The 24,219-nt window shown below is 64.2% G+C and carries 22 protein-coding genes; 4 read left to right on the forward strand and 18 right to left on the reverse strand.

The genetic code is table 11. The features are described 5' to 3' along the window. The first annotated feature begins 30 nt into the window (after positions 1-30). Positions 31-495 (forward strand): EVE domain-containing protein, encoded by a 465-nt coding sequence (locus E5CHR_RS28515; RefSeq protein WP_162583133.1) that lies wholly within the window; start codon positions 31-33, stop codon positions 493-495. Between the two features lie 18 nt (positions 496-513). Here the strand turns inward: E5CHR_RS28515 and E5CHR_RS28520 are convergent, their stop codons facing one another. The 16 genes from E5CHR_RS28520 to ssb all read right to left on the reverse strand — a co-directional run bounded on the left by E5CHR_RS28520 (position 514) and on the right by ssb (position 17,701). Further along, on the reverse strand, positions 514-2,484 hold the full coding sequence (locus tag E5CHR_RS28520) for a polysaccharide biosynthesis protein (protein ID WP_162583134.1): 1,971 nt from the start codon (positions 2,482-2,484) through the stop codon (positions 514-516). Next, positions 2,477-2,842: a VanZ family protein gene (locus tag E5CHR_RS28525; RefSeq protein ID WP_162583135.1), complete on the reverse strand. Its 366-nt coding sequence runs from the start codon at positions 2,840-2,842 to the stop codon at positions 2,477-2,479. Before E5CHR_RS28525 ends, E5CHR_RS28520 begins: the two co-directional genes overlap by 8 nt. 2 nt (positions 2,843-2,844) lie before the next feature. Continuing rightward, positions 2,845-4,020 carry a DegT/DnrJ/EryC1/StrS family aminotransferase gene (locus tag E5CHR_RS28530; protein ID WP_162583136.1) on the reverse strand — a complete coding sequence of 392 codons (1,176 nt, stop codon included), beginning with the start codon at positions 4,018-4,020 and terminating at the stop codon, positions 2,845-2,847. A 2-nt stretch (positions 4,021-4,022) separates the two neighbouring features. After that, positions 4,023-4,682 (reverse strand): acetyltransferase, encoded by a 660-nt coding sequence (locus tag E5CHR_RS28535; protein ID WP_162583137.1) that lies wholly within the window; start codon positions 4,680-4,682, stop codon positions 4,023-4,025. After that, complete coding sequence (locus tag E5CHR_RS28540; protein WP_162583138.1) at positions 4,679-5,284, reverse strand: sugar transferase; 606 nt, start codon at positions 5,282-5,284, stop codon at positions 4,679-4,681. The genes E5CHR_RS28535 and E5CHR_RS28540 overlap by 4 nt, the downstream gene beginning before the upstream one ends. After that, positions 5,281-6,402 carry a glycosyltransferase family 4 protein gene (locus tag E5CHR_RS28545; RefSeq protein ID WP_232062224.1) on the reverse strand — a complete coding sequence of 374 codons (1,122 nt, stop codon included), beginning with the start codon at positions 6,400-6,402 and terminating at the stop codon, positions 5,281-5,283. Before E5CHR_RS28545 ends, E5CHR_RS28540 begins: the two co-directional genes overlap by 4 nt. After that, positions 6,399-7,472, reverse strand: a complete 1,074-nt coding sequence (locus E5CHR_RS28550; protein ID WP_162583139.1) for a glycosyltransferase family 4 protein — start codon at positions 7,470-7,472, stop codon at positions 6,399-6,401. Before E5CHR_RS28550 ends, E5CHR_RS28545 begins: the two co-directional genes overlap by 4 nt. Continuing rightward, positions 7,469-8,404 (reverse strand): glycosyltransferase family 2 protein, encoded by a 936-nt coding sequence (locus E5CHR_RS28555; RefSeq protein ID WP_162583140.1) that lies wholly within the window; start codon positions 8,402-8,404, stop codon positions 7,469-7,471. Before E5CHR_RS28555 ends, E5CHR_RS28550 begins: the two co-directional genes overlap by 4 nt. Continuing rightward, a complete protein-coding gene (locus E5CHR_RS28560; protein WP_162583141.1) occupies positions 8,401-9,348 on the reverse strand; it encodes an EpsG family protein in 948 nt (315 codons plus the stop codon). Before E5CHR_RS28560 ends, E5CHR_RS28555 begins: the two co-directional genes overlap by 4 nt. Positions 9,349-9,368: 20 nt before the next feature. Further along, complete coding sequence (locus E5CHR_RS28565) at positions 9,369-10,631, reverse strand: oligosaccharide flippase family protein (RefSeq protein WP_232062225.1); 1,263 nt, start codon at positions 10,629-10,631, stop codon at positions 9,369-9,371. Between the two features lie 17 nt (positions 10,632-10,648). Beyond that, entirely contained in the window at positions 10,649-11,671 is a 1,023-nt protein-coding gene (locus E5CHR_RS28570) for an NAD-dependent epimerase/dehydratase family protein (protein WP_162583143.1), read from the reverse strand. Positions 11,672-11,684: 13 nt separating this feature from the next. Further along, on the reverse strand, positions 11,685-13,055 hold the full coding sequence (locus E5CHR_RS28575; protein ID WP_232062226.1) for a nucleotide sugar dehydrogenase: 1,371 nt from the start codon (positions 13,053-13,055) through the stop codon (positions 11,685-11,687). A gap of 63 nt (positions 13,056-13,118) precedes the next feature. Next, the gene (locus E5CHR_RS28580) at positions 13,119-15,338 is read right to left on the reverse strand and encodes a polysaccharide biosynthesis tyrosine autokinase (RefSeq protein WP_162583144.1); all 2,220 of its coding nucleotides are present in this window, start codon (positions 15,336-15,338) and stop codon (positions 13,119-13,121) included. Beyond that, positions 15,335-15,814 (reverse strand): low molecular weight protein-tyrosine-phosphatase, encoded by a 480-nt coding sequence (locus tag E5CHR_RS28585; RefSeq protein WP_162583145.1) that lies wholly within the window; start codon positions 15,812-15,814, stop codon positions 15,335-15,337. The genes E5CHR_RS28580 and E5CHR_RS28585 overlap by 4 nt, the downstream gene beginning before the upstream one ends. Then, positions 15,811-16,944 carry a polysaccharide biosynthesis/export family protein gene (locus tag E5CHR_RS28590; RefSeq protein WP_162583146.1) on the reverse strand — a complete coding sequence of 378 codons (1,134 nt, stop codon included), beginning with the start codon at positions 16,942-16,944 and terminating at the stop codon, positions 15,811-15,813. The genes E5CHR_RS28585 and E5CHR_RS28590 overlap by 4 nt, the downstream gene beginning before the upstream one ends. 232 nt (positions 16,945-17,176) lie before the next feature. After that, positions 17,177-17,701 (reverse strand): single-stranded DNA-binding protein, encoded by a 525-nt coding sequence (ssb, locus tag E5CHR_RS28595; protein ID WP_162583147.1) that lies wholly within the window; start codon positions 17,699-17,701, stop codon positions 17,177-17,179. Between the two features lie 120 nt (positions 17,702-17,821). Between ssb and E5CHR_RS28600 the strand changes: the two genes are divergently transcribed. The 3 genes from E5CHR_RS28600 to atpE all read left to right on the forward strand — a co-directional run bounded on the left by E5CHR_RS28600 (position 17,822) and on the right by atpE (position 22,704). After that, positions 17,822-19,198, forward strand: a complete 1,377-nt coding sequence (locus tag E5CHR_RS28600; RefSeq protein ID WP_162583148.1) for a chloride channel protein — start codon at positions 17,822-17,824, stop codon at positions 19,196-19,198. A 62-nt stretch (positions 19,199-19,260) separates the two neighbouring features. Then, positions 19,261-22,308: an excinuclease ABC subunit UvrA gene (uvrA, locus tag E5CHR_RS28605; protein WP_162583951.1), complete on the forward strand. Its 3,048-nt coding sequence runs from the start codon at positions 19,261-19,263 to the stop codon at positions 22,306-22,308. A gap of 153 nt (positions 22,309-22,461) precedes the next feature. Further along, positions 22,462-22,704 carry a F0F1 ATP synthase subunit C gene (gene atpE, locus E5CHR_RS28610; protein WP_068684783.1) on the forward strand — a complete coding sequence of 81 codons (243 nt, stop codon included), beginning with the start codon at positions 22,462-22,464 and terminating at the stop codon, positions 22,702-22,704. Between the two features lie 231 nt (positions 22,705-22,935). On the opposite strand, the gene E5CHR_RS28615 is transcribed toward atpE, so the two are convergent. Further along, positions 22,936-23,853 (reverse strand): acyl-CoA thioesterase, encoded by a 918-nt coding sequence (locus E5CHR_RS28615; RefSeq protein ID WP_162583149.1) that lies wholly within the window; start codon positions 23,851-23,853, stop codon positions 22,936-22,938. 90 nt (positions 23,854-23,943) lie between these two features. Then, on the reverse strand, positions 23,944-24,135 hold the full coding sequence (locus E5CHR_RS28620) for a hypothetical protein (RefSeq protein WP_162583150.1): 192 nt from the start codon (positions 24,133-24,135) through the stop codon (positions 23,944-23,946). Between the last annotated feature and the right edge of the window lie 84 nt (positions 24,136-24,219).

Genomic DNA, 24,219 nt, shown 5'->3' on the forward strand with positions numbered 1-24,219 from the left:
CTGTTGCCATCCACCAAAGCCGATGCTGCCATGTCCAAGTTCTGGTTGATGAAGTCCGAACCCGACGATTGCTCGATCGACGACGCGCTGGCCGCGCCCGATGCCACCGTGCCCTGGACCGGCGTGCGAGGCTGGCAGGCGCGCAACCTCATGCGCAACGAGATGCAGGTCGACGACGGCGTGCTGTTCTACCACTCGAGCTGCCCACAGCCGGGCATCGTGGGCATCGCGCGCGTGGCTTCCGGCACGCGGCCTGATCCGACGCAGTTCGACCCCGAGTCGCCCTACTACGACCCGGCGTCGAAGCCCGAGCATCCGCGCTGGCTGCTGCTGGACGTGCAGGCGCTTCGCAAGACCCGGTTGCTGGGTTTGCCCGAAATGCGCGCGACGCCCGAGCTTGCAGAGATGGTGGTGTTGCGCCGGGGCAATCGCCTCTCGATCACGCCGGTCGAGCCGGTGCATTGGCACTTGATCGTGGACAGGATGCTCGCCTGAGCGCGGCCTGCCCCTGGGTCAAAGGCCCGCGACGGCGAGCTCCGCGCGCTGCTCCAGGTGAATCCAGTCCACCACATCGCCGCGCGGCCGATAGCCGCGGACCATGTGCTGCAGTTGTTGCCGGATCAACAGCGCGTCGTTGACTTCGAGCGCTGCCTTCAGGCGCTCCAATTGCGGGGAAAGCGCGGCCCACGACAGGAAATCGTCTCGCGCCTTGAGGATGCGGGTATGCGGGGTGGGCAGCGGGTTGTCGCCGATCAGCAGCTCTTCGTAGAGCTTTTCGCCAGGACGCAGGCCCACCACCCGGATCTCGATGTCTCCCGAAGGGTTGTCGCCGTCCCGAACCGTCATCCCGGAAAGCTCGATCATGCGGCGGGCAAGATCAGCGATCCTGATGGGCTCGCCCATGTCCAGCACGAACACCTCGCCGCCATGGGCCATGGCGCCGGCCTGGATGACCAGCTGGGCTGCCTCGGGAATGGTCATGAAGTAGCGGGTGATGTCGAGGTGCGTCAGCGTGATGGGGCCCCCGTTGCGGATCTGCTGTCGAAACAGGGGAACCACGGAGCCCGAAGAGTCCAGCACATTGCCGAAGCGCACCATCGAGAAGCGCGTGCCGTTGGCCCGGCGAGACGCCTGCTCGGCCATTGCCTGCAGGCCCATTTCGGCCAGCCGCTTGCTGCAGCCCATGATGTTGGTGGGCCGGACGGCCTTGTCGGTGCTGATGAGCACGAAATCGCGCACGCCGTGCGCGGCCGCAGCCCCGGCCGTTATCAACGTCCCGAAGACGTTGTTGCGAACCCCTTCGGCAGGGTTGTGCTCCACCAGCGGCACGTGCTTGTAGGCCGCTGCATGGTAGACGGTGTGCGGATGCCAGGCTGACATGATCTCGCGCATGCGGCGCGCATCGGCGACCGAGGCGAGCAGCGGCACGATCCGCGGCGCGTCCGCGCCCCTGCCTTCCATTCCTTGCAGCAGTTCGCCGTGAATGGTGTAGAGCGCAAATTCCGAGCGCTCCACCAGAAGCAGCGTGGCGACGCCGCCTTTGACGATCTGGCGGCACAGCTCGCTGCCGATGGAGCCCCCGGCTCCCGTCACCAGCACCACCTTGCCACGAATGTTCTTGCGGAGCAGCAGAGGGTGGGGCGCGACAGCGTTGCGCCCAAGCAGGTCTTCGACGTCCAGCTCGCGCAAGTCGCTGACCTGGACCTTGCCTTGGGCGAGCTCCATCAGGCCCGGCAACGTGCGTACCGATACCCGGGCCTGCCGCACCTGCTCCAGGATCTCGTGGCGCCGCTGGCGCGAAGCCGACGGGATAGCCAGAAAGATGTCGCTGACGCGCAGCGCGGCCACCTCCGCCTTCAGCTTTGCGGGGTCCTGGACCGGCAAGCCGTGAATCAGGCCGCCTTGCAGGCGCTTGTCGTCGTCCAGGAAGCCCAGCAGCCGCAGCTCGCTGCTGGCCGACAGGGCCTGGGCAAGCTTGCGACCGGCATCGCCCGCGCCGTAGATCAACACCCGCGGCAGTTCCCCGCGAGTCAGCAGCCCTTGGTAGATCCCGCCCAGCCAGCCACGGGCAAGCAGACGCGAGGCGCTCACTGCCAAAAGCAACAGCAACGGCTGGATCAGGCCGATGGTGCGCGGCACACCTGGCAGGCCGATCGCCGCGAACACCAAACCATAGGCCGCGGCGTAGATCCCCACCGCCTTGGCAATGGCCGCGATGGCCGGCCACCCACCGTAGCGGAAGATGGCGCGGTACAGGCCGAACCTCACGAACAGCGGCAGTGCCAGCGACAGCGAAATCCCCACGGTCCAAACGTCGCGACCGGACAAGATCACCCAGGCGTCGAAGCGCAGCGACAGTGAGAGCCAGACCGTGAAGACGCACAGGCAGGCGTCCATCCCCAGCACCAGCGCGCGCTTGGCGGCGCGGGGTAGCGCCAGCAAAGGGGCAGCGGCCTGTGTGAGGACCTTCGAGCGCTCATTCATCGATTGACCTCGGTGCAATCCACCGCAGAAGGAGCCAGGTCATCATCTGGCCGAGACCCAAGCCTGCAACGAGTCCGAACCCGTCTGCCAGCAGATCCCCCCATTCGGCAAAGCGGTCAGGCGTGAGCGATTGCAGCAGCTCGATCAAGGCGCCGTAAGCCAATAGGCCGCACACAAGGTGCACCGTGCGGCCGGCGTAGGCCCAGCGGCCCAGTAGCATCAGCACGGCAAAGGCGAGCATGTGGTTGCTCTTGTCCCAACCCGTGGTCGGCATCTGCGGCACCGGCGGCATGAGCGACATTGCGAGGATCGCCAATGCGCACGCCCAAAAAGCAGAACGCAGCATGGTCGTGCGCATGATCAGGCACTCGCCTCGCGCAACACCTGGTTGATCGCCGTGCAGGTCCTGGCGATTTCTGCCGCCGTCAGCGTCGGGTGCACCAGGAACATCAAGCTGGTCTCTCCGAGCCTGCGCGCGGCCGGCAGCCGCTCTGCCGGCCGCCAACCGGTTCCGTCGAATGCCTTCTCGAGATAGACCTCGGAGCACGATCCCTGATAACAGGGGACGCCACGCGACTGGATGGCTTCGATGATGCGGTCGCGGCTCCATCCCGGTGCAAGCCGCTCGGGCTGCACGTACGCATAGCACTTGTAGTGAGCATGGGTGCACGAGCCAGGCAGCCGGGGCACGCGCACGACGGCGTACGGCGCGCACGCCGCCCAGATCGCGTCGGCATGGCGCGCGCGCCTCGCGGCCCAGTCGGGCATGCTGCGCAGTTGCATCCGCCCGATGACGGCCTGCATTTCCAGCATGCGCCAGTTGGTGCCGAAGCCCTCGTGCAACCAGCGAAAGCCTGGTGGATGCTCACGTTCGTACACCGCTTCGTGGCTCTTGCCATGGTCCTTGTATTGCCAGACCTTGCGCCACAAGTCTTTGTCGTGCGTCGTGACCATGCCGCCCTCGCCGCCGGTGGACATGATCTTGTCCTGGCAGAAGGACCAGGCGCCGGCATGGCCGAGGGTGCCGACGGACTTGCCTTTGTAGCGCGCCCCGTGGGCCTGCGCGCAGTCCTCGATGACCTTGATGCCGTGCTCGGCGGCCAGCGCCATGATGGGATCCATGTCGCAGGGCCAGCCGGCCAGGTGCACACAGATGACGGCCCGGGTACGGGGCGTGATGGCCCGGGCAATGGTCGAAGCCGAAAGGTTTCCGCTGTCGTGCTCGACGTCGGCGAAGACAGGCGTTGCGCCGGCATTGACGACGCAGGACACGCTGGCAATGAAAGTGCGTGGCGTGACGATGACCTCGTCGCCCGGGCCTATGCCCATGGCCTTGAGCACGACATCGAGCGCCAGCGTGCCGTTGGCGAGCGCCACGGCATGCGCGGCCCCGGTCCAGGCGGCGAACTCTTGTTCGAATGCGCGACACTCCTCACCAGTCCAATAGTTGACCTTGTTGGAAATCAGCACCCGCACCACCGCCTCGGCTTCATGTGTGGTGAAGCTGGGCCAGGGAGAGAAGGAAGTGTTCAGCACGATCAGCCCTTGACGAGTGGTCTGGCGGGATTGCCGGCGACCGTCGCGCCCGCGGGCACGTGGCGCGTGACCACGGCGCCCATGCCGACGATGGCGCCGCGGCCGATGACCAGCGGCCGGCCGGGCCTGCCTTGCTTGATCACGGCCCCAGTGCCGATGTAGGCATGGTCTTCGACAACGACGTTGCCGTTGCACTTGACGCCCGGGGCGAAGGTGACGAAGTCCCCGACGACGCAGTCATGCTCGACATAGCTGTAGAGGTTGGCGTGGAAGTGCCGGCCGATGCGGACATTGGAGCCGAGGGTGACGAAGGGACTGAGGATGGCGCCTTCCCCCAGCGTGACCTCGTCCATCACCACTGCGTTGGCCGCGATGACTGTCCAGGGCCGCACGCCACCGGCGAGGCAGCGGTCGGCCAGTCGCTTCCGGACTTCCCCGTCGGCGACGGCGAGCGCGGCATGACGCATGCCAGCCGGCGCTTCCACGAATTCCTCATACCGCAACGCGCGCTGGCCGTTCACGACCGCCGCCTCGGGCTGGTCGTCCACAAAGACCAAACGAATCGACGGGATTGCCTGGCGCTGCAACTGAGAACGCGCGAGGGGCATGACGCTTCGGCCACAGCCGCTGGCGCCGTAAACGGCGAAGAGTGGCGCGTTCATCGCTCGTGCTCCATCTGCGGTCCGGCAAAGCGTGGCATCGTCGCCTCCCCGGGCGCGCTGATGCCGTCGCGCGCCAGGACTTTGCACAAGGTGAACCGCAAGATCCGGAAATCGAGCCACGGCGATCGGTTGTCGACATACCAGACGTCGAGCTCGAGCTTCCGGTCCCACGATACGGCGTTGCGCCCGTTGACCTGCGCCCAGCCTGTGATGCCGGGGCGCACTTCATGGCGTCGGGCCTGAACGCGGGAGTACAGCGGCATGTACTCGAGCAGCAGGGGCCGGGGCCCCACCAGACTCATGTCTCCCTTGAGCACATTCCAGAGCTCGGGCAATTCGTCCAGGCTGCTGGCGCGCAGGAAGCGGCCGAAGGCAGTGAGACGCTCCGCGTCAGGCAGCAGCTGTCCATCGAGATCTCGGGCATCCGTCATGGTCCGGAACTTGACCATTCGGAACGGACGGCCGTCCAGACCTGGACGCACTTGGCAAAAGAACACCGGAATGCCGAGTTCACGGCGCACCCTCCAAGCAAGCAAGAGCAACGGAATTGCAAGAAGTAGCAATGCCAGAGCGGCGCAGACGATGTCGAAGAATCGCTTCATGCAATGCCCATCTCGCGCAACATGACTTCGTTGACCTTGTGCACGTCGTACTTCTCTTCCGCGATCTCTCGGGCCCGCCGGCCCATGCGCGTGATCAGGGCATGGTCGGCAACGAACCTGTTCATCGCATGCTCCAGCGCCTCCACGGAACGGACAGGAACAAGGAAGCCGTTGTCCCCATGCACCACCGTTTCTCGACAACCGGGTGCGTCAGTGGTGATGACCGGACGGCCCCTCGACATGGCTTCGAGAACGGTGCGCGGCGTTCCTTCGCGGTATGAGGGAAGCACGTAGACGCTGCACGCCGCAATCGCCGGGCGCACATCCGACAACCGGCCCAGATAGCTCAGCGTCCCATCGGCCACCCACGCCTCCAGTTCAGCTTTCTCGATCGCGTCGGGATTGGTGTCGATCCAGCCGGCAATTGCAAATTGAACATCCGGATGACGAATGCGCACGCGGCGCGCGGCCTGTGCGTACTCTCGTACGCCCTTGTCGCCAAGCAGCCTGGCAATCAACAGGAAGCGCGGTGGACCGGGGGGAACGGCAGCCGCGCTGAAGCGAGCGACATCGACCCCTGAACCATTCACGACGCAGGAAGGCGTGGCCGCTTTCAAGATGGCACATCGCCGGAACAGCAGTTCGTCGTCGGGATTCTGGAAGAAGACCTTGTGCGCGCGGCCTAGTGCGAGTCTGTAGAGACGCCGAACCAACGCCTGCAGTCGTCCACGCCGCTCATGTTCCTGAAATACGTAACCCAGCCCGGTGATCAGCGCATAACGATGAGGTACACGGGCCAGCCAAGCGGCCAGTGAGCCATAGATGACCGGTTTGACGGTATACCCCAGCACCCAGTCCGGCCGGATACGACGCATCAACGCGACCAGCGCGAGCAGCGCACGCAGGTCCGAAAGCGGATTGGCACCTGTGCGCTGCAACGGAATGTCGTGCACCGTGATACTCAGTTGCTCCAGTTCCCGCCGGAACTCGAGGCCCGGCTGCAGGCCGGGCGCCGCCACGTGCAACTCCAGGCCCCGCGATTGCAGTGCGGCGATCAGGGCGCCGCGAAAGCCCAAAAGAGATTCGGCGAAACCAGCGATCAGGAGGAACTTCATCATGCTTGCTGCGCCTGGCCGGTCTTCAGCAGCAACTCGCCCAAGAACGGGGCGGTGCGTTGAAGGCAATATTCCGTTTCGACGCGCCGCCGTCCTGCTTCTCCCATCGCTTGCCTCAATGCGTCATCGCTCAAGAGCTGTGCAAGCCTGTCGGCCCAGCTGCTTTCCACGTCAGCAAGGAAGCCGTTCTCACCGTCCCGGACAATCTGCCTGTTCGCTCCGACCGGCGAGGCGACGACCGGCAGGGCACAGGCCATGTACTGAATGAGCTTGTAGCCGCACTTGCCCCGCTCCCACGGCGAATCGCTCAGAGGCATGATGCCGATATCGCATTCGGCGAGGGCGTCCGCTTCGGTCGCTTCGGTCCAAGGCACGCACTCCGTTTGAACGCCCGGAATGTGAAGTTTCCCCCCGATGATCCTCAAGCTGAAAGCCGTGCGGCGAGCCAGCGCTGACAGTGGAACCGAAAGCGCCGCCAGGTACCGGACGGTCGACGGCGAACCGATCCAGACAATGCGGGGTGCCGTCTTGGCCTTGCGGGCCGCCTGTCTCAGCTCGTAGCGGTTGAGATCAACCACGGTCGGTACCACTTCCACGCGTGTGGCACCTGCATCCCGTGCGCGCTCGGCAAGGTAATCGTTGCCGGCGACCACGAGGGACGCGCCCATCATCAGTCTGTCGATACGGCGCCCGAGCAGGCGCCGTATCCAACGGGAGCGGTGCAGGTCGTAGTGGTGGAAGATCGCGTCGTCGTAGTCGAGCACATAAGGCATGCCGCGAAGCAGCAGGCGCTCGACCCACGCCGGCAGCCACGGCAAGGCCTCCTTTTCGATCCAGATCAGATCGAACCCATGGCGACGCATGAGCTGCAACGCACGGTTCCCGTAGGCGCTGAGCACCTCGATCGGCCGATACCCCCCGGCGCGGTATCTTGCTTCGAGCGCCCGGTCGGGGAGCAGCGGCCGAATGGTGCAGGTCATGCCGACGGACTCGAACCAGGGTGTGTATTGCAGAGAACGAAGGCGCGATGACGCGCCAAGGCGCCCATAACGCGTGAGCAGCAAGACATTCATGATCGCCGCCCTCCGAAAATCGCCGGCAGCGCCCTGCAAAGCAGCATGTAGCCGTGCAGGGTGTTGTGGGCCTCCGCAAATCTGCCACGCAGGAAGAAAAAGAAGAAACGACAGACAGGCTCCAGCAGAAGCGTCACGACCACCAGCAGCCAACGCTGCAACGGCGAAAAATGCTTGAAGCCATACTGCAGTCGACTCCGTAACGAGTAGAAAAGCCGCCTCGCCTTGATCTGCCGGGAAGTGCCGCCCCCTGCATGAAATGCCCGTGCGCTTGCAAGATAGACGCGTTGCCAGCCGGCCTGATGGGCTCGCAAAGAAAGATCCAGATCCTCGAAATACACAAAGAAGCGTTCGTCGAATCCGTTGAGAAGTTCAAAGACGGAGCGGCGAATCAGGTAAAACGCTCCGATCACATGATCTACTTTGCCGGTGTTCAGGTGATCCCAATCTTCCATCCGGTGGCCCCACGCCCTGAATGCATGCAGCCTGTTCAATCCGAGTGCCTGGGCAGCAAAGCTCAGGACGGAAGGAAATCGCCAGCACGACGGCGATATGTCGCCGTTGCCATCGATCATCTGTATGCCGCAGATCCCGACATTCGCGTGCTCCGACCGCTCCAGATAGTCGAAGGGCGCAAGCAGCGAGTTTGGATACAGCTGCGTATCTGGATTCAGCAACAGCAGATAGTCGTTTCCTGACGCTTGCGCGCCCAGGTTGCACGCTTTGCCAAAGCCCAGGTTCGTACCCGCACGCAGAACTGTGACGCCCGGCAAGCCTTCGACACTGGCCTCGGATCCATCGCTCGACCCGTTGTCCACGACAATGACGTTGCCCAGGAGGCCACCACCGTATTCAATTATCGAGCGAATACATTGGAGCAATCCGGCGCCGGCATTCCAATTAACGATGACAATATCAATCCTGGGTTTCATGACAGGAGCGGGTCATAGACAAATACAAGATAGATATTCAATACACCAGTTGTCACGGCGTATATCAAGGATGTCCATCGCACCACCCGGTACTCTGAAACCGAAGCTCTGACCACATATACCAGCAGGAACATCGACAGCAATTCGCGGAATCGCGAAGCGAGCACCGAATGTTCCACCAACCCGAAATGAAATGCTGCGCCGATCGCCACCCCCAGGGCGCAATATTTCATCGCGACGTCGCTCTTGCCCCACATACCGAGCATAAACATGAAGAATATTAAATCCACCAAATAAGGCAAGGGAACCAAAGTCGCGCCCCCCACGCCGTCATAGGTCTCGAACACGCTAAAGAATCCTGGAAGCACAGAAATAAAAAAATTCTTCGAAATTTCAATAACAGCGAATCCAAAGATTGCTAGCGCGACAACTCGAATCCGGGTCAAGTTTCTTGCGAGATACACAAACAGGAAAACAACCGCAGAATAATGAAACAGTGCAGCGACTGCCAGCATCACCACTTCTTTCAGCTCCGCCCTGTCACTCTCCTTTCTTGCAAATACAAAAAAGGCTATCGAAAAAGCACACGCTGCACGCAGCACCGTTACTTCGAACAGGACAAAGTATCGGGTAAAAAAATAAAAGCTAAAGACGAGAAATGTGAACCAATAACTCCTGCTCGAGGATATGGACAAGTACTTCAAGAAAACAATAGCCCATACAATCAGCCCGTATATCAGATTGGGACTTGAGGTCAACAATCCGAACAAATAAACGGATAGGAAAAAGCCGGGTTCGAACCTGGAGGCAAGATCGAGTCCGTTGTGGGACTGGAGCACATGACTGAAATAGAAGATGTAGTTTTCATAATCCCTGCTTGTGCCGAGAAGTTCGTAGCTCACTACGACCGCGCAGCCGAGCGCAATTGCGGCAGATGAGATCAAGGAACGGACGGAGCTCCTGTTCATCGCCGAGCCACATTCCAGCAGGCCAATGCAGCCGCATCGAGGAGCATTCGACCGACCCACGCCCAGGCGGCGCCAACGACGCCGTACCGATCCACCAGCAGAAGCAGCGCACAAATGAAAAGGGGGAGCTCGATCAGGTGCAACCGGGCGCTGATGTCAGGTCTTCCTCGTGCATGGAGCAGCGCGTAGAACATCGATCCGATCGCGTTCGCAAAAACGCCAAGACACAGGATCTGTCCAACCTTGATGGATGCCGGATCCAGGTTTCCCTGAATCCAGGGAGGAAGCAGCAACGGCAGCAACACGGCCAATGCAATGCAAACCAGCGCCATGAGGCCTCCTACGCGCCTCAGCCACTTGCGGAAATAGGGCTGCCATTGATCGGGCTTCTCCCGAATCGTTCGACTCAGGCCAGGGAACATCACGGACGTCACCGCGCCCACCAGAATCAGGCTCTGGACCACGACTTCGTAGGGTAAGACGTAGGCACTTACCGCAGCAGCCGAGAGCGCGGAGGCAATCACGAAGCGGTCGGCCTGAACCAGGACCGGACTCACGATGCTGCTCACCGTGACCCAGCCGCCGAACGCGAAAAGGGATCTCGCAATACCCGGCGAATACGAACCGATCCTCCGCGGATGGTGAAGGGATTCCAGGCAAGAAATAGCCAGACGGCGGAAGACGAGAAGCGCCAGGAGCCGGCTTGCCACCAATGTCAGAACGAGCCACGGAAGACTCGGCGTGAAGAGAGCCACCACATAGGGGCCGCCGAAGTTGACGATGCCCAATCCCACACGCAGAAGGTTCACTCCCATGAAACGCAGAAAGGCTTCGTTCATGCCTTTGTAGGTGGCAGTCATGGCTTGTGCAGGCAACGCCACGGCAAGCAGCAGCAAGGCGTTTGTGATCTCGCCAGGGGGAGTGCTCTCGACTCGTATCCAGGAACCAGCCCCGGTCCAAGCCAGCACTGCAATCAGGAAGCCGCCTGCCAACCCGGCCATCAGCGTCATTCGCCCCGCGGTTGCGAGCACATCCGGAATGAGCGCGAGGTTGGTCTCGCCGCGCAGTTGAGACACCTTTTGCGTCAGAGCGCGCCCAATTCCGAGATCCAGGGCACCTGCATAGCCGATCAACCCCCAGGCCAGCGCCAGCAAGCCGAAGCGCTCGTGTCCCAGCTTCTCGATCAGCAGAGGAACGGTAAAGACTGCCACCACCAAAGGAAGGGCCAAGCCGCCAACGTTCCATGCAAGGTGGGACATGCGCATGTCAGGCCTGATCAGCTCTGCTTCACGTACCAGGTGAGTGCCTCCGGCACGCCCTCGGCAACGGTATGTGTTGGGGCGTACCCCAGCAAAGTACGAGCCTTGCTGATATCTGCCTGGCTGTGGCGAACGTCGCCGGCCCGGAACTCCCGATATACCGGCCGTGCACAGGCTGTGACCCCTTGCGCCTTCAGGCCCTCGCGCAAGAGCTCGAACAATGCAGCCAAGGACGTACGGCCACCCACGGCCACGTTGTAGACCTGATTCTTCGCGGCCTGGTCTTCAGTCGTGGCTGCCAACAGATTGGCCTGCACGACATTGGCCACATAGCAGAAGTCGCGACTGGTTTGGCCGTCGCCGTTGATGTAGACGGGCTCGCCCCTCAGCATCGCCGCCGCCCACCGCGGAATGACTGCCGCATATGCGCCGTTTGGATCCTGACGTCGGCCGAACACATTGAAGTAACGCAAACCGACGGTGTCGAATCCGTAGCACCGCGAGAACACTTCGGCGTAAAGCTCGTTCACATACTTGGTCACCGCATAGGGACTCAGCGGCTTGCCGACGAATTCCTCCACCTGAGGCAGTGAGCGGCGATCGCCATAGGTGCTGCTGCTGGCGGCATAGGTGAAGCTCTTGACCTCCGCATCGCGCGCTGCCTCCAGCATATTGAGGAAGCCGGTAATGTTGACGCCGTTCGTGGTGATCGGATCAGCCACACTGCGTGGAACACTGCCAAGAGCGGCTTGGTGCAATACATGCTGCACGCCTTCGCATGCATGCCGGCAATCACCCGCCTCGCGGATGTCCGCCTGCAAAAATCGAAAGTTATCCCACTGCGCCGGCGTCACCAGGCCTTGCACCTGCTCCAGGTTGCGACGATGGCCGGTCGAGAAGTTGTCGATGCCAACGACGCGCTGCCCAAGCTTGAGCAGGGCCTCGAGCAGATTGCTGCCGATAAAGCCTGCGACGCCGGTGACGAGCCAGGTCCGAGGGTCCGTGGCAAGGCGCGCCTGCAACTGCGCGTAGGCGATCACGAATTGCCGCCTGTCACAGCCGTGCGTCCGCGACGCCCGGCGGGAGCACACCCTTGACGTCGAACAACACGGCCCCCGGTTGGGCCAAGGCCTTGACACCAGCTTCTCCGAGCGCGATGAACTGGCGGTGGCTCACGGCAAGGATCACGGCTGCATATTGGCCGGACGCCGGGATCTCGCTCAAACAACTCAGACCATGCTCGTGCTCCGCCTCGGCCAAGTCAATCCAGGGGTCGAACACGCTCACCTGCATGTTGTAGCCCTGAAGGGTTCGAACCAGGTCGATCACCTTGGTGTTTCGCACATCGGGGCAGTTTTCCTTGAAACTCAGTCCCAGCACCAGCACCTTGCTGTTGAGTACCGGCAGGTTCTTGCGCAGCATGAGCTTGACGACTTCGTCGGCCACATGAATGGCCATGTGGTCATTGATGCGGCGGCCCGCCAGGATCACCTGGGGGTGATAGCCCACTTGCTCGGCCTTGTGCGTCAGATAGTACGGGTCCACCCCGATGCAGTGCCCGCCTACCAATCCAGGCCTGAAGGGCAAGAAATTCCACTTGGTGCCTGCAGCCTGCAGAACCTCCAACGTGTCGATCCCGAGCTTGCGGAAGATGAGGCTCAGCTCGTTCATCAGAGCAATATTGAGATCCCTCTGGGTGTTCTCAATCACCTTCGCCGCTTCGGCTACCTTGATGCTGCTGGCCTTGTGAGTACCGGCGCTGATGATCTGCCCATACAGTTGGTCCACCGCATCGGCCACGTCGGGCGTGCTGCCGCTGGTCACCTTCTTGATGGTCGACAGGCGGCGCTCCTTGTCACCTGGATTGATCCGCTCCGGGCTATAGCCGCAGAAGAAGTCGAAGTTGAACTTCTTGCCCGACACCCTCTCGAGCACCGGCACGCACACCTCCTCGGTCGCGCCGGGATAAACCGTCGACTCGTAGACGACGATCGCGCCACTGGGCATGACGCGGCCCACGGTCTCGGTCGCAGCGATCAAGGCGCTGAGGTCGGGCCTGTTCGCAAGATCTACGGGCGTGGGCACGGTGACGATGAAGACCCGGCATCCCGCGATGTCCTTGATGCAACTGGTGAAGCGAAGCTTGCTCGCCGCGCGCAGCTCGGCCGGGCCGACTTCGAGTGTCGCGTCCCTCCCGGACTGCAGTTCGGCAATGCGCGATGTATTGATGTCGAATCCGACGACCGTTCGCACCTTGCCAAATTCCGCGGCAAGCGGCAGGCCCACATAGCCGAGGCCTACGATGGCGATCGCTTCGCTGTCGGCAATCAGCGCGCGTGCCGCCTCGAGGATCGCAGGCTCGTCGGCAACCGCGCGTCCACCGCAGGCCACGTCGAGCATTTCATCCGGTAGATGTCTCATCATTTTCTTGGTTTCCCCTCCAACGAGTGGCTACGGGGTTCGCTCCCCTGTAAAAAAACGGCTGAATCAGTACCGATAGTCGACATAGCGGTACGCCCCGTGCTTCGCACCCCCGTATCGACGCCTGGTCGTGTCGAGGTCGTTGAAGATCACACCGTTGACCGTGACGCCGGCACCAAGCAGTCGCTTGGCCGATTCCTGCAGCTCGCCTTGAGTGCTGGCCCCTGCCCGGGCCACCAGGAAAACTGCGCCTGCCATCGGTGCGAGGATGGCGGTGTCGGACGCTGCCAGGACCGGCGGGGTATCGACGATGACCCAGTCGTAGTGCCTGGCGACCTGTTGCAGCAATGCCTGAACCAAAGGCTTCATCAGCAGTTCGGCCGAATTCGGCGGCAACACCCCGGTCGACAGAAAATCCACATTGGGTGCTATAGCGCGATGCAGCACCTTGTCCCATTGCAAGCCGCCGCAGATGACCTCGCTCAGGCCTTCCTTGCGGTTCACGCCGATGTCGTGGTTCAAGCGACCTTTGCGCAGATCACCATCGATCAACAGCACCTTCTTGTCGGCTGCACCAAGGACGGCCGCCAGGTTGGCGCTGACAAAGGACTTGCCCACGCCCGGCGTCGGGCCGCTGATCAGGATGATGTTGGTGGCCGAATCCAGCATGGTGAACTGCAACGCCGTTCGAAAGCTTCGAAGGCTTTCCACCACTGGGTCCTGAGGATTCGCCGTGGCGAGCAGCGGGCGTCTCGCGGCGGACTTGCTGGCTTCACGCAAAAGCTTCGCCTGCGCATCGGAATGCGGCACGGTCGCGAATACATGCAGTCCGGTACGTTGCTCGATCTCGGTCGGGTCCTTGAGGCCTGGCCGCAGACTGTTGCGCACACAAGCCATTGCCAAACCAGCCAACAGGCCAAGAGTGGCTGCAAGCACGACCGATAAAGCGCGCAAGGGCTTCGCCGGCTTTCTCGGCGTGGCGGCCGTATCCACGATGCGCACGTTCGCAACCTTGCCTTCCTTCACCAGGCGCAGTTGCTGGGCGTTGTCGAGCAGCTTGAGGTATAGCTCGCTGTTGACCTTCACGTCTCGCGTGAGGCTCAGGAGTTCCTGCTCTACGTCGGGGAGCGTCTTGACGCGCTTGTTCAGTTTGTCCAGCTCGCCTTGGAGGCCAGCGATCTGCGCGTCGATCGTACGGATGCTGTAGTGTTCCGCGGTGTAGCGTGCGCGCAGTTCCTTGCGCTTCTGCTGCAGCTCCACCATGCTGGTCTGCAGCTTGACGGCCTCCTCCAGGATCAGCTTACCCTCCGCATCCAGGTCGAAGGTGCCCTTGCGATTGCGGAACTGGCTGAACTTGGTCTCGGCCGCCTCCAGCTGCCCGCGTACTTCAGGGAGGAAGCCGCTCAGGAAGGTCAGCGACTTGTCCGCCTCGGCGACCTTGCGTTCGACGTTCTGTCTTACGTACAGCGTGCCGATCTCGTTGAGCACGCGGGCAATTTCGCGAGGGTCTCCGCCTTCGAGGCTGGCTCGGATCACGCCAGACTGCTTGCCTTCTTCCACGATCACGAGGTCTTTTTGAAGCTGCTCGATGACTTCCAGGCGGACATAGCGCGTGAGATTGAATTCGGCGCCTGGCTTGCCCTCTGCCGCACCCACCAGCAGCAGGCCTTGCCGGCCATCTACCGAGAACGCGAGCGGCTGTCCAATTCGCTGCGCGCCCAAACGCTCGTCGTCGGGCGACAGCAGCTCATAGCCGTGAGCGGTCAGCCGTACACGAAAGCGTGCTCCTTCCAGCGCTTCAGGCACCTCGAAGCGATCCACGCGCAGCGACTCGTTGCCAGTCACATAGCCCGACAGCATCAAGAAGCCGGGGTCGGAGGGTTCGCTTGCATGACGTGCCAGCCAGGGTCCGAAGATCGGGAGGTATCTCGGGCTCACCTCCACGTCGAGCCCCAGGTTCTCCACGGTCTGCCCGAGCACCAGCCGCGAGCGCAGGATCTGCATCTCCGCCGATGCCGGGGAGCGGATGTCGAACAGGCTGGCAGCGTCGCCCAGCAACGTGCCAGCCCCGCCTTTGCTTTCTTCCACTTGCACCATGGTGCTGGCTCGATAGATGGGCGTGGCGAGCAACGCATAGGCCACGCCGAACACGAGACCGAGCACCGTCACCCCTGCAATGAGCCATCGGTTGTCGAGAACGACATCGAGCAGCTCGAGCAGGCTGATCTCGTCTTTCGCCCGCGTTAGCAGCGGGGCGTTGGCAGTGACGGGCGTAGGTATGTTCATTCGCAATGGACGGCAGGCTGCCGTGGCAGAACGAGGCTGCGTTCCAGCTCGCGAATGCGCCGCGCCCACGCGGCGACGCCGGCGGCGACATCGATGCAGGCGGCTTCGAAGGTCTTTCGGGGCTTGCGGTACGGGTCAGCGATGTCGAAGCCTGCCGCTTCACCCAGCCTGAACACCTTTCCCCATACCTGCGGGTATCTCCGCCTGAGCTCGGCGGCGTGGCGCTGCTCCATCACCAGGATGAGCTCGGCGGCCCGGCACATCGCAAAGGTCACGTGCTGCGCGCGGTGGGCTGAAAGATCGAGGCCTCGCGCCGCCGCGAACTCGATCGCCATGGGATCGGCGGGAGCACCCACCGGCGCGGCCAGGCCCGCCGACCTGATCGTCTTGCCAGGAAGCTCATGCGCCAGCAGCGCCGCAGCGACGGGGCTGCGGCAAACGTTGCCCGAGCACAGGACCAGGATATGTCGTGTCATTTGACGTTGTTGGCCACGTTGACCACCTGCGCACTCGGAAGGATCAGGCTGACGACGCGGTTCCAGCGCACCAGGGCCACGGGATCGACATAGACGACATCGCGCGCCTTGAGTTCGAACCCTTCCGCCAGCGCGTAAGCCACCGGGGTGCTCGCATCGAGATGGAAGATCTGAACCGAGCCGGCTGCACCGGCGCGCACCACATAGATCTGCTGCGGATTTCCCGTCGTGGTGCTGACACCGCCCGCTTCGCCCAGCGCCTGGTTGAGCGTGAGTCGCCCGTTGCGCAGGGGCTGGGCGACCGGACGCGTGACCTCACCCATTACATAGACCTTTGCGTCCTCGCGACTGAGGACCCGCACCAGGTCGCCGGCGGCCAGGAGGATGTCGTTCGGATTGACGCCCAGGGCCGTCAACCGTGGCAGGTCGACCACGGTGCTCGTGCCGCTGCGCGAGACGCTGACGGAAGAGCGATCGGCCTCGGCTGTGAAGCCGCCGGCTCGGTGGATCGCCTCCGGCAAGGTCATCGGGATGTCGTTGACGGCTTGCAGGCCTGGCGCGCGCACCTCACCATCGACATACACGCGGCCAGCCCGGTAGGACTGGATGCGGACCGTGACCTTCGGCTCGCTGAAATACTTGGCCAGACGTGCGACCAGGCGGTCGCGCACTTCTGATTCTGTGAGTCCGGCGACCTTGAAACTGCCCACATAAGGAAACTGGATCGTCCCGTCCGCGCCCACGTTGTAGCCATTGCTGACGGGAGAGCCGGTGATGGCGTCGGTGGTAAGGGAACCTGCAGGCGCGAGCACCAGGTCCGGGTGGTCCCACACGACGATGTTCAAGATGTCGCCGCTGCCGATCCGGTACGGCTGCGCGACACCGAAAAGGCGCTTGACATCCGAGCCCACCACAACGTTGGCTTGAGCCGCCCGCTGGCTGCGGATCAGTTCGGAGGTGATGCTCTGCAGTGCCCCGGGCGGCGGCGGATCGGCAGCATCGCTGGACGGGCTATCCGAACTTGCCGCCGGGGCTGAGACAGTGCCACCGAAGTTCACACCCGGTGCAACTGCGCAGCCACTCAGCACTGCGGCCGTGCAAATCAATGCGCATCGGAGGAACGGGGTCATCGCTGCTGTCGTTAAGGGTTGTAGCCAAGCGATGCGTATGGTGCTGAAGAGTCATCGTTGGAAACAATTGCCGCGACAATTCATCAGGATCTGCGCAACCTGCGCGCGCTCTTTCCTCCACTGCTGCACGAAGCCGGGCCCCTGCTGAGACTCGATCGCCCGAAGGGGCGCAATAAAAAAGGCGCAGGGCCGTCAAGCCCTGCGCCTCAGAAGGCGATGTGGAAGGATCTCGTCAGAAAGGAATGTCGTCGTCCATGTCGTCGAAGCCGGACGAGGACTTGGCAGGTGCCTGGCGTGCAGCCGGCGAAGCGGCCGGCGCGCGCGGTGCAGCGGCCGGCGGGCGCGAGTAGCCGCCGCCCCCGCCCTGCGAAGAACCACCGCCATAGCCGCCGTCGTCGTCACCCGAGGGAGCACCCTGCCCCTGGCGGCTGCCGAGCATCTGCATCTGGTCGACGCGAATGTCGGTAGCAAATTTCTCGACGCCATCCTTGTCGGTGTACTTGCGCGTGCGGATCTGGCCCTCGACGTAGATCTGCGAGCCCTTGCGCAGGTACTGCGCGGCGATCTCGGCCAGGCGGCCGTTGAATACAAGGCGGTGCCACTCGGTGGCCTCGCGCATTTCGCCGCTCTGCTTGTCCTTCCACTTGTCGGTGGTGGCCAGGGTCACGTTGCAGATCTGGTCACCGCTCGGGAAGGTGCGGGTTTCCGGGTCGCGTCCGAGATTGCCGACGAGGATGACTTTGTTGACCGATGCCATATGTGTTGCCCCTGGGATGAGTGGACGGTAGACGGTAAACGCGACATTGTGCCGCATCGAGGCCGCCATTCGTCTTGCTGGCGAATGCCGCCAGCGCTGCTGCGAGAATGAACCGCTTCGATGAACCGCGAACCTGATTTCCTCGAAAACCTGCGTGCCGAGTTGTCCAGCGGCCGCCTTTGGCTCGATCGTGCCATCGTGCTGGCCTATGCGGTGGCCGCGGGCCTGTTCGTGGTGGGCTTCACCCTCGCGAGCGATGCGGCCTTCGGCATATTCCGCCGCCTGCACCAGGCGCAACCGTGGGCACTGCTGCTGTGGACACCGGCTCTCACTGTCGCCATCGTCTGGGCAACCCGCCGATGGTTTCCGGCTGCCGCAGGCTCGGGCATTCCGCAGGTCAAGGCCGCACTGCACCCGGCTCTTCCGCCGGAACGCCGTGGCCGACTGGTGTCGCTGCGCCTCACCATTGCCAAGATTGGGCTGGCCGTCGCGGGCCTGGCGGCAGGCCTCTCGATCGGGCGCGAAGGGCCTTCCGTGCAAGTGGCTGCCGGGGTGATGCAGCATGCGCGCCGTTGGCTCTCGCCAGCTTCCACCATCGATGCGCGCGCGCTGCTGGTCGCGGGCGGCGCGGCCGGAATCGCGGCCGCCTTCAATGCACCGCTGGCAGGCGTGGTGTTCGCGATCGAGGAGCTGTACGGACGGCTGGAGACGCGCGCCAGCGGCCTGATCATCACCGCGATCGTGCTGGCAGGCCTGGTGGCGGTGTCCGTGTTCGGCAACCTCAGCTACTTCGGAATCATCCGGGTGCCCGACCTGGGCTGGTCGGCGCTGGGGCCAGGCCTGGCGGTCACGCTGGCGAGCGGCGTGGCTGGCGGACTCTTTTCGCGTCTGCTGGCCGCCTCGCTGACCGGCGCACCGGGCCGGCTGAACCAGGTCCGCGCGCGGTGGCCGCTGCGCTTCGCGGCAGCAGGCGGCCTGCTCATCGCGCTGATCGGTCTGGTGACGGGCGGTGCAACCTTCGGGGCGGGCTCCGAAACCGTGAAGGGCATGCTGGCAGGCCACCAGGACCTCTCGCCGTTGCACACCCTGCTCAAGTTCATCGCCACCTGGCTCACCGCTTGGTGCGGCGTACCCGGCGGCATCTTCGCGCCGGCGCTGACCATCGGCGCGGGCATCGGCAACAGCGTCTCGCAACTCACCGGTGCCGGCGTCGGGCCGGCGCTGATCGCCCTGGGGATGGCCGGCTTCCTGGCGGCCGTGACGCAGACCCCGCTGACGGCGTTCATCATCGTGATGGAAATGGTCGACGGGCATTCGATGGTGTTGAGCCTGATGGCCTCGGCCATGCTGGCCAGCCTGGTGTCGCGCATGATCAGCCGGCCGCTTTACGAATCACTGGCAGAGCACATGGTGGCCGGAGCGATCGGCTCCCCCGCGCCAGTGCTGACGCCATCCGAATCCCAGCAAGGGGCCGCCAGTACCGCCCCCGTGCCCTGAAATCCCAGGGGATTTATCATGTTCGGTTGTCCAAAATCGACCGTCCTGTGAATTCCACCCTCCTGGATAGCGCCAGCGGCGCCCATCTCGGCGAGAGCACCAGCGGCGCCTACCTCGGCGCCGCGCTCGCGCAGCAACGCATCAGCATCCGCGGCGCCCGCACGCACAACCTCAAGAACATCGACCTCGACATTCCGCGCAACAAGCTCGTGGTAATCACCGGTCTTTCAGGCTCGGGCAAATCCAGCCTGGCCTTCGACACGCTTTATGCCGAGGGGCAGCGCCGCTATGTGGAAAGTCTGTCGGCGTATGCGCGACAGTTCCTGCAGCTGATGGACAAGCCCGACGTCGACATGATCGAGGGCCTGTCGCCCGCGATCAGCATCGAGCAGAAGGCGACCAGCCACAACCCGCGCTCCACCGTGGGCACGGTGACCGAGATCCACGACTACCTGCGCCTGCTGTACGCCCGCGCCGGCACGCCTTACTGCCCCGACCACGACCTGCCGCTGCAGGCCCAGACCGTCTCGCAGATGGTGGACGCGGTCATGGCCATTCCGGACGAGCCGCGCCTGATGATCCTGGCCCCCGTGGCCCGCGAGAAGAAAGGCGAGTTCCTCGAGCTTTTTTCCGAGATGCAGGCCCAGGGCTACGTGCGCTTCCGCGTCGACGGCCAGACCTTCGAATACAACGACCTGCCCAAGCTCAAGAAGACGGAGAAGCACGACATCGACGTGGTGATCGATCGCCTGCGCGCGCGCCCCGACATGCAGCAGCGCCTCGCCGAGAGCTTCGAGAATGCGCTGCGCCTGGCCGAGGGCCGCGCCATTGCGCTGGAGATGCACGAGGGCGGCGCCACCAAGGAACACCTCTTCAACGCCAAATTCGCCTGCCCCGTCTGCCACTACTCGCTGGCCGAGCTGGAGCCGCGCCTTTTTTCCTTCAACTCGCCGGTGGGCGCCTGCCCGAGCTGCGACGGCCTGGGCCATCGGGAGTTCTTCGATCCGCAGCGTGTCGTCGCGTTTCCGACGCTGAGCCTGGCCAGCGGCGCGATCAAAGGTTGGGACCGGCGCAACGGCTATTACTTCAGCATGCTGGAGAGCGTGGCCAAGCACTACAAGTTCAGCGTCGACACGCCGTTCGAGGACCTGCCCGCCTCCGTGCAGCAGGCGGTGCTGCACGGCTCGGCCGAGGAGGAGATCAAGTTCTCCTACACCATGGAAAGCGGCCAGCAGTCCGGCAGGAAACTGGTGCGCAAGCATCCTTTCGAAGGCGTGATCCCGAACATGGCACGGCGCTACCGCGAGACCGACTCGGCCATGGTGCGCGAGGACCTTTCGCGCTTCCGCAACCTGCAGCCCTGCCCCGACTGCGCCGGCACGCGCCTGCGGCGCGAGGCGCGCCATGTTTACCTGGTCGACGAATCGGACGGCGGCGCGCAGCGCATGGCGATCTACGAGATCAGCCATGCCACGCTGCGCGAGAGCCTGGCCTACTTCCAGCGGCTGCACCTGCACGGCGCGAAGGCCGAGATCGCCGACAAGGTCGTGCGCGAGATCGGCCTGCGGCTCAAGTTCCTCAACGACGTGGGCCTCAACTACCTGAGCCTCGACCGCAGTGCCGAGACGCTCTCGGGCGGCGAGGCCCAGCGCATTCGCCTGGCCTCGCAGATCGGCTCCGGCCTCACCGGCGTGATGTACGTGCTCGACGAGCCCAGCATCGGCCTGCACCAGCGCGACAACGACCGGCTGATCGGCACCCTCAAGCATCTGCGAGACATCGGCAACAGCGTGATCGTGGTCGAGCACGACGAGGACATGATCCATGCTGCCGACCACGTGATCGACATGGGCCCTGGCGCCGGCGTACACGGCGGGCGCGTGATGGCGCAGGGCAGCTACGCACAGGTCGCCGGCCATCCCGATTCGCTCACCGGCCAGTACCTCTCGGGCGCCAGGAAGATCGCGGTGCCCAGGCGCCGCACCCCCTGGCTGCCCGTGGTCGCCAAGGCGGCGGCCGCGGAGCCCAAAAAGGCTTCGCGCTTCCCCATGAGCCCGGCAGCCGAGCGGCGCGCGGCGCGCGAGGCCGCGCACCTCGCCACGCAGACCGACCTGCAGGAGATCCGTGTGGTCGGCGCCACCGGCAACAACCTCAAGAACGTCAGCGTGGCCTTCCCCGTCGGCCTCTTCACCTGCGTGACCGGCGTCTCGGGCTCGGGCAAGTCCACGCTGGTCAACGACACCCTCTACGCTGCCGTCGCGCGCACGCTCTACCGCGCGCACGAGGAGCCCGCCGAGCACGAGGCGGTGGAGGGCATCGAGTATTTCGACAAGGTCATCAACGTCGACCAGTCGCCCATCGGCCGCACGCCACGCAGCAACCCCGCCACCTATACGGGCCTGTTCACGCCGATCCGCGAGCTGATGGCTGAAACCAACACCGCGCGCGAGCGCGGCTACGGCCCCGGCCGCTTCAGTTTCAACGTCGCTGGCGGGCGCTGCGAGGCCTGCCAGGGCGATGGCGTGGTGAAGGTCGAGATGCACTTCCTGCCCGACGTCTACGTACCCTGCGAGGTCTGCCACGGCCAGCGCTACAACCGCGAGACGCTGGAGGTCCAGTACAAGGGCCGCAACATCGCGCAGATCCTGGACATGACGGTGGAGGCCGCCCACGAGTTCCTGAAGGCCGTGCCCACGATCGAGCGCAAGCTGCGCACGCTGCTGGACGTCGGCCTGAGCTACATCAAGCTGGGCCAGGCAGCGACCACGCTGTCGGGCGGCGAGGCGCAGCGCGTCAAGCTGGCGCTGGAGCTCAGCAAGCGCGACACCGGCCGCACGCTCTACATCCTCGACGAGCCGACCACGGGCCTGCACTTCGCCGACATCGAGCTCCTGCTCAAGGTGCTGCACCAGCTGCGCGACGCGGGCAATACCATCGTGGTGATCGAGCACAACCTCGACGTGATCAAGACCGCCGACTGGCTGATCGACATGGGCCCCGAAGGCGGCGCCGGGGGCGGCTCGGTGGTGGGCGAGGGCACGCCGGAGGCACTGGCGGCCAACGAATCCAGCCACACGGGCCATTACTTGAAGCGCCTGCTGCCCGGATGAGCGGTCGGCCCTGCGCCGGAGCGCAGCGGCGAGCCGCCATGACCTCCGAGGTCATCGACGCCACGCACCGGCTCCGCGACATTGGAGGCAAGCCGGGACCAAGGGGGTGCCGGCAGCCACCAGGCCGAACTTCCAAGGCCGCGAAAGAGCACCATGACCCAAGGCTTCGACATCCTTCCCCTCGCCGTCGCGCTTCTCATCGGCATTGCCGCCGTGGGCTCCTGCATCGGCATCGGCATCGTCGGCTCGAGGCTGCTGGAAGGCACGGCGCGGCAACCCGAGCTCAAGGACCAGTTGCAGACGCTGTTTTTCCTGATCGCGGGCGTGACCGACGGCGCCTTCATCATCGCCACCGGCATCGGCCTCTGGTTCGCGACCGCGAATCCGTTCCGCTGAGCGCACCGGAGGCGGCGCCTGCACGCCACGGATGCGCGGGCCCCAATGCCCGCCCTGCACGCATTTCACCCTGCGCCAGCTGCCCTTCTCGTTCCCCGACCTTGATCGCTCCGGCTGGGCGAGACGGTCACCTGGCAGGACTGGGCCGCGGTAGTGCTGATGATGGTGGCGATCGCGTGGGTGCTGTGGCCGGCCGCCGCGCCCCGCGCAGATTGATGAACGTGCGGTTCTTCAGATCGGTGCCGCGCCGCCGCTGACGGCCCACGGACTTCCTTCGGGCAGCACGCGGATCATCCCTTCCTGGGCGGCCGACGCGACCAACCGCCCGTCCCGCGTGAACAGACTGCCGCGCGACAGGCCGCGGGCGCCGCCGGCGCTGGGCGAGTCGATCACGTAAAGCAGCCAGTCGTCCATGCGGAAATCGCGGTGGAACCACATTGCGTGGTCGAGGCTGGCCGGGCGCACCCGGCCGCTCATGAAGCTCAGGCCATGGGGCAGCATCGCGGCTCGCAGCAGCCCGTGGTCGGACGCATAGGCGAGCAGCGCCCGGTGCACGACCGGATCGTCCGGCAGCGGCGCGATCGCGCGCATCCACAGTGCGGCCTGCGGGGGGCGCGGCGCCGGTGCAAGCAAGTCGTCGGGATCGACCCGGCGATATTCGATGCCATGGGGCGAAAGGGCGGCGTTGCGCCAGCGCTCGGGCAAACGGTCGCCGAGCGCGCGGCGCTGTTCCACTTCGCTGAGCAAGCCTTCGGGGCCGGCCTCCGAGGGCATCGGCAACTGGTGCTCCACGCCCTCGTCCACCGTCTGGAACGAAGCCGACATCTCGAAGATGATGCGATCGCGCTGGCGCGCCACCACATGCCGCGTGGTGAAGCTGCGGCCGTCGCGCACGCGGTCGACCGCGTACTCGATGGGCGCATGCTCGCCGGGCAGCAGGAAGTAGGCGTGCATCGAATGCACCGGCCGGTCAGCGGCCACCGTACGGCTGGCAGCCACCAGCGACTGGCCAAGGACCTGGCCGCCGAATACGGCCGGAGTGCCGATGTCTTCGCTCTGCGCGAGGAAGCGGTCATCGCCCAGCGGCTCCAACGCCATCAGTTCTACGAGTTCTCCGACGAGGCGGGCGGCGGTGGCGGGGTCGGTCATGGTGGGGAAATCGCGGCAAGGGAACAGCGACGATAGCAAAGAGCTTGCCCCACGCCTGTCCCGCGGCTGTCACCCGCACATGCGGAACGTTCAGGCTACCGCTTGCGCGGTGTCGTGCAGCAACCGGGGGCAAATGCTTGGGCCCTGTCCCGTGTTCACGGCCGAGTCTTTCATCCACAGGAATACCAGCAGGATGCCGCCGAGTATCAGGGCGACCGCGAGGATGGCCATGCGGCGAAACGCGCGCTTGGCTGCCGGGTCGTCCTCTCGCTGCTGCTTCATGGAACACCTCCCACGGGGAAGGCTCCACGCTAGGACCGGAGCGCCGCCGGCGGTGTCGGACGGCAGCGCTCGCGATTGAGGCGA

The sequence above is a fragment of the Variovorax sp. PBS-H4 genome (assembly GCF_901827205.1).
GTDB lineage: Bacteria > Pseudomonadota > Gammaproteobacteria > Burkholderiales > Burkholderiaceae_C > Variovorax.

Excerpts from the sequence above, each read along its gene's own strand:
- E5CHR_RS28515 (WP_162583133.1), top strand. The coding sequence starts at position 31 with ATGTCCAAGTTCTGGTTGATGAAGTCCGAACCCGACGATTGCTCGATC.
- E5CHR_RS28520 (WP_162583134.1), bottom strand. The coding sequence starts at position 2,484 with ATGAATGAGCGCTCGAAGGTCCTCACACAGGCCGCTGCCCCTTTGCTG.
- E5CHR_RS28525 (WP_162583135.1), bottom strand. The coding sequence starts at position 2,842 with ATGCGCACGACCATGCTGCGTTCTGCTTTTTGGGCGTGCGCATTGGCG.
- E5CHR_RS28535 (WP_162583137.1), bottom strand. The coding sequence starts at position 4,682 with ATGAACGCGCCACTCTTCGCCGTTTACGGCGCCAGCGGCTGTGGCCGA.
- E5CHR_RS28540 (WP_162583138.1), bottom strand. The coding sequence starts at position 5,284 with ATGAAGCGATTCTTCGACATCGTCTGCGCCGCTCTGGCATTGCTACTT.
- E5CHR_RS28545 (WP_232062224.1), bottom strand. The coding sequence starts at position 6,402 with ATGATGAAGTTCCTCCTGATCGCTGGTTTCGCCGAATCTCTTTTGGGC.
- E5CHR_RS28550 (WP_162583139.1), bottom strand. The coding sequence starts at position 7,472 with ATGAATGTCTTGCTGCTCACGCGTTATGGGCGCCTTGGCGCGTCATCG.
- E5CHR_RS28555 (WP_162583140.1), bottom strand. The coding sequence starts at position 8,404 with ATGAAACCCAGGATTGATATTGTCATCGTTAATTGGAATGCCGGCGCC.
- E5CHR_RS28565 (WP_232062225.1), bottom strand. The coding sequence starts at position 10,631 with ATGTCCCACCTTGCATGGAACGTTGGCGGCTTGGCCCTTCCTTTGGTG.
- E5CHR_RS28575 (WP_232062226.1), bottom strand. The coding sequence starts at position 13,055 with ATGATGAGACATCTACCGGATGAAATGCTCGACGTGGCCTGCGGTGGA.
- E5CHR_RS28580 (WP_162583144.1), bottom strand. The coding sequence starts at position 15,338 with ATGAACATACCTACGCCCGTCACTGCCAACGCCCCGCTGCTAACGCGG.
- E5CHR_RS28585 (WP_162583145.1), bottom strand. The coding sequence starts at position 15,814 with ATGACACGACATATCCTGGTCCTGTGCTCGGGCAACGTTTGCCGCAGC.
- E5CHR_RS28590 (WP_162583146.1), bottom strand. The coding sequence starts at position 16,944 with ATGACCCCGTTCCTCCGATGCGCATTGATTTGCACGGCCGCAGTGCTG.
- ssb (WP_162583147.1), bottom strand. The coding sequence starts at position 17,701 with ATGGCATCGGTCAACAAAGTCATCCTCGTCGGCAATCTCGGACGCGAC.
- E5CHR_RS28600 (WP_162583148.1), top strand. The coding sequence starts at position 17,822 with ATGAACCGCGAACCTGATTTCCTCGAAAACCTGCGTGCCGAGTTGTCC.
- atpE (WP_068684783.1), top strand. The coding sequence starts at position 22,462 with ATGACCCAAGGCTTCGACATCCTTCCCCTCGCCGTCGCGCTTCTCATC.
- E5CHR_RS28615 (WP_162583149.1), bottom strand. The coding sequence starts at position 23,853 with ATGACCGACCCCGCCACCGCCGCCCGCCTCGTCGGAGAACTCGTAGAA.
- E5CHR_RS28620 (WP_162583150.1), bottom strand. The coding sequence starts at position 24,135 with ATGAAGCAGCAGCGAGAGGACGACCCGGCAGCCAAGCGCGCGTTTCGC.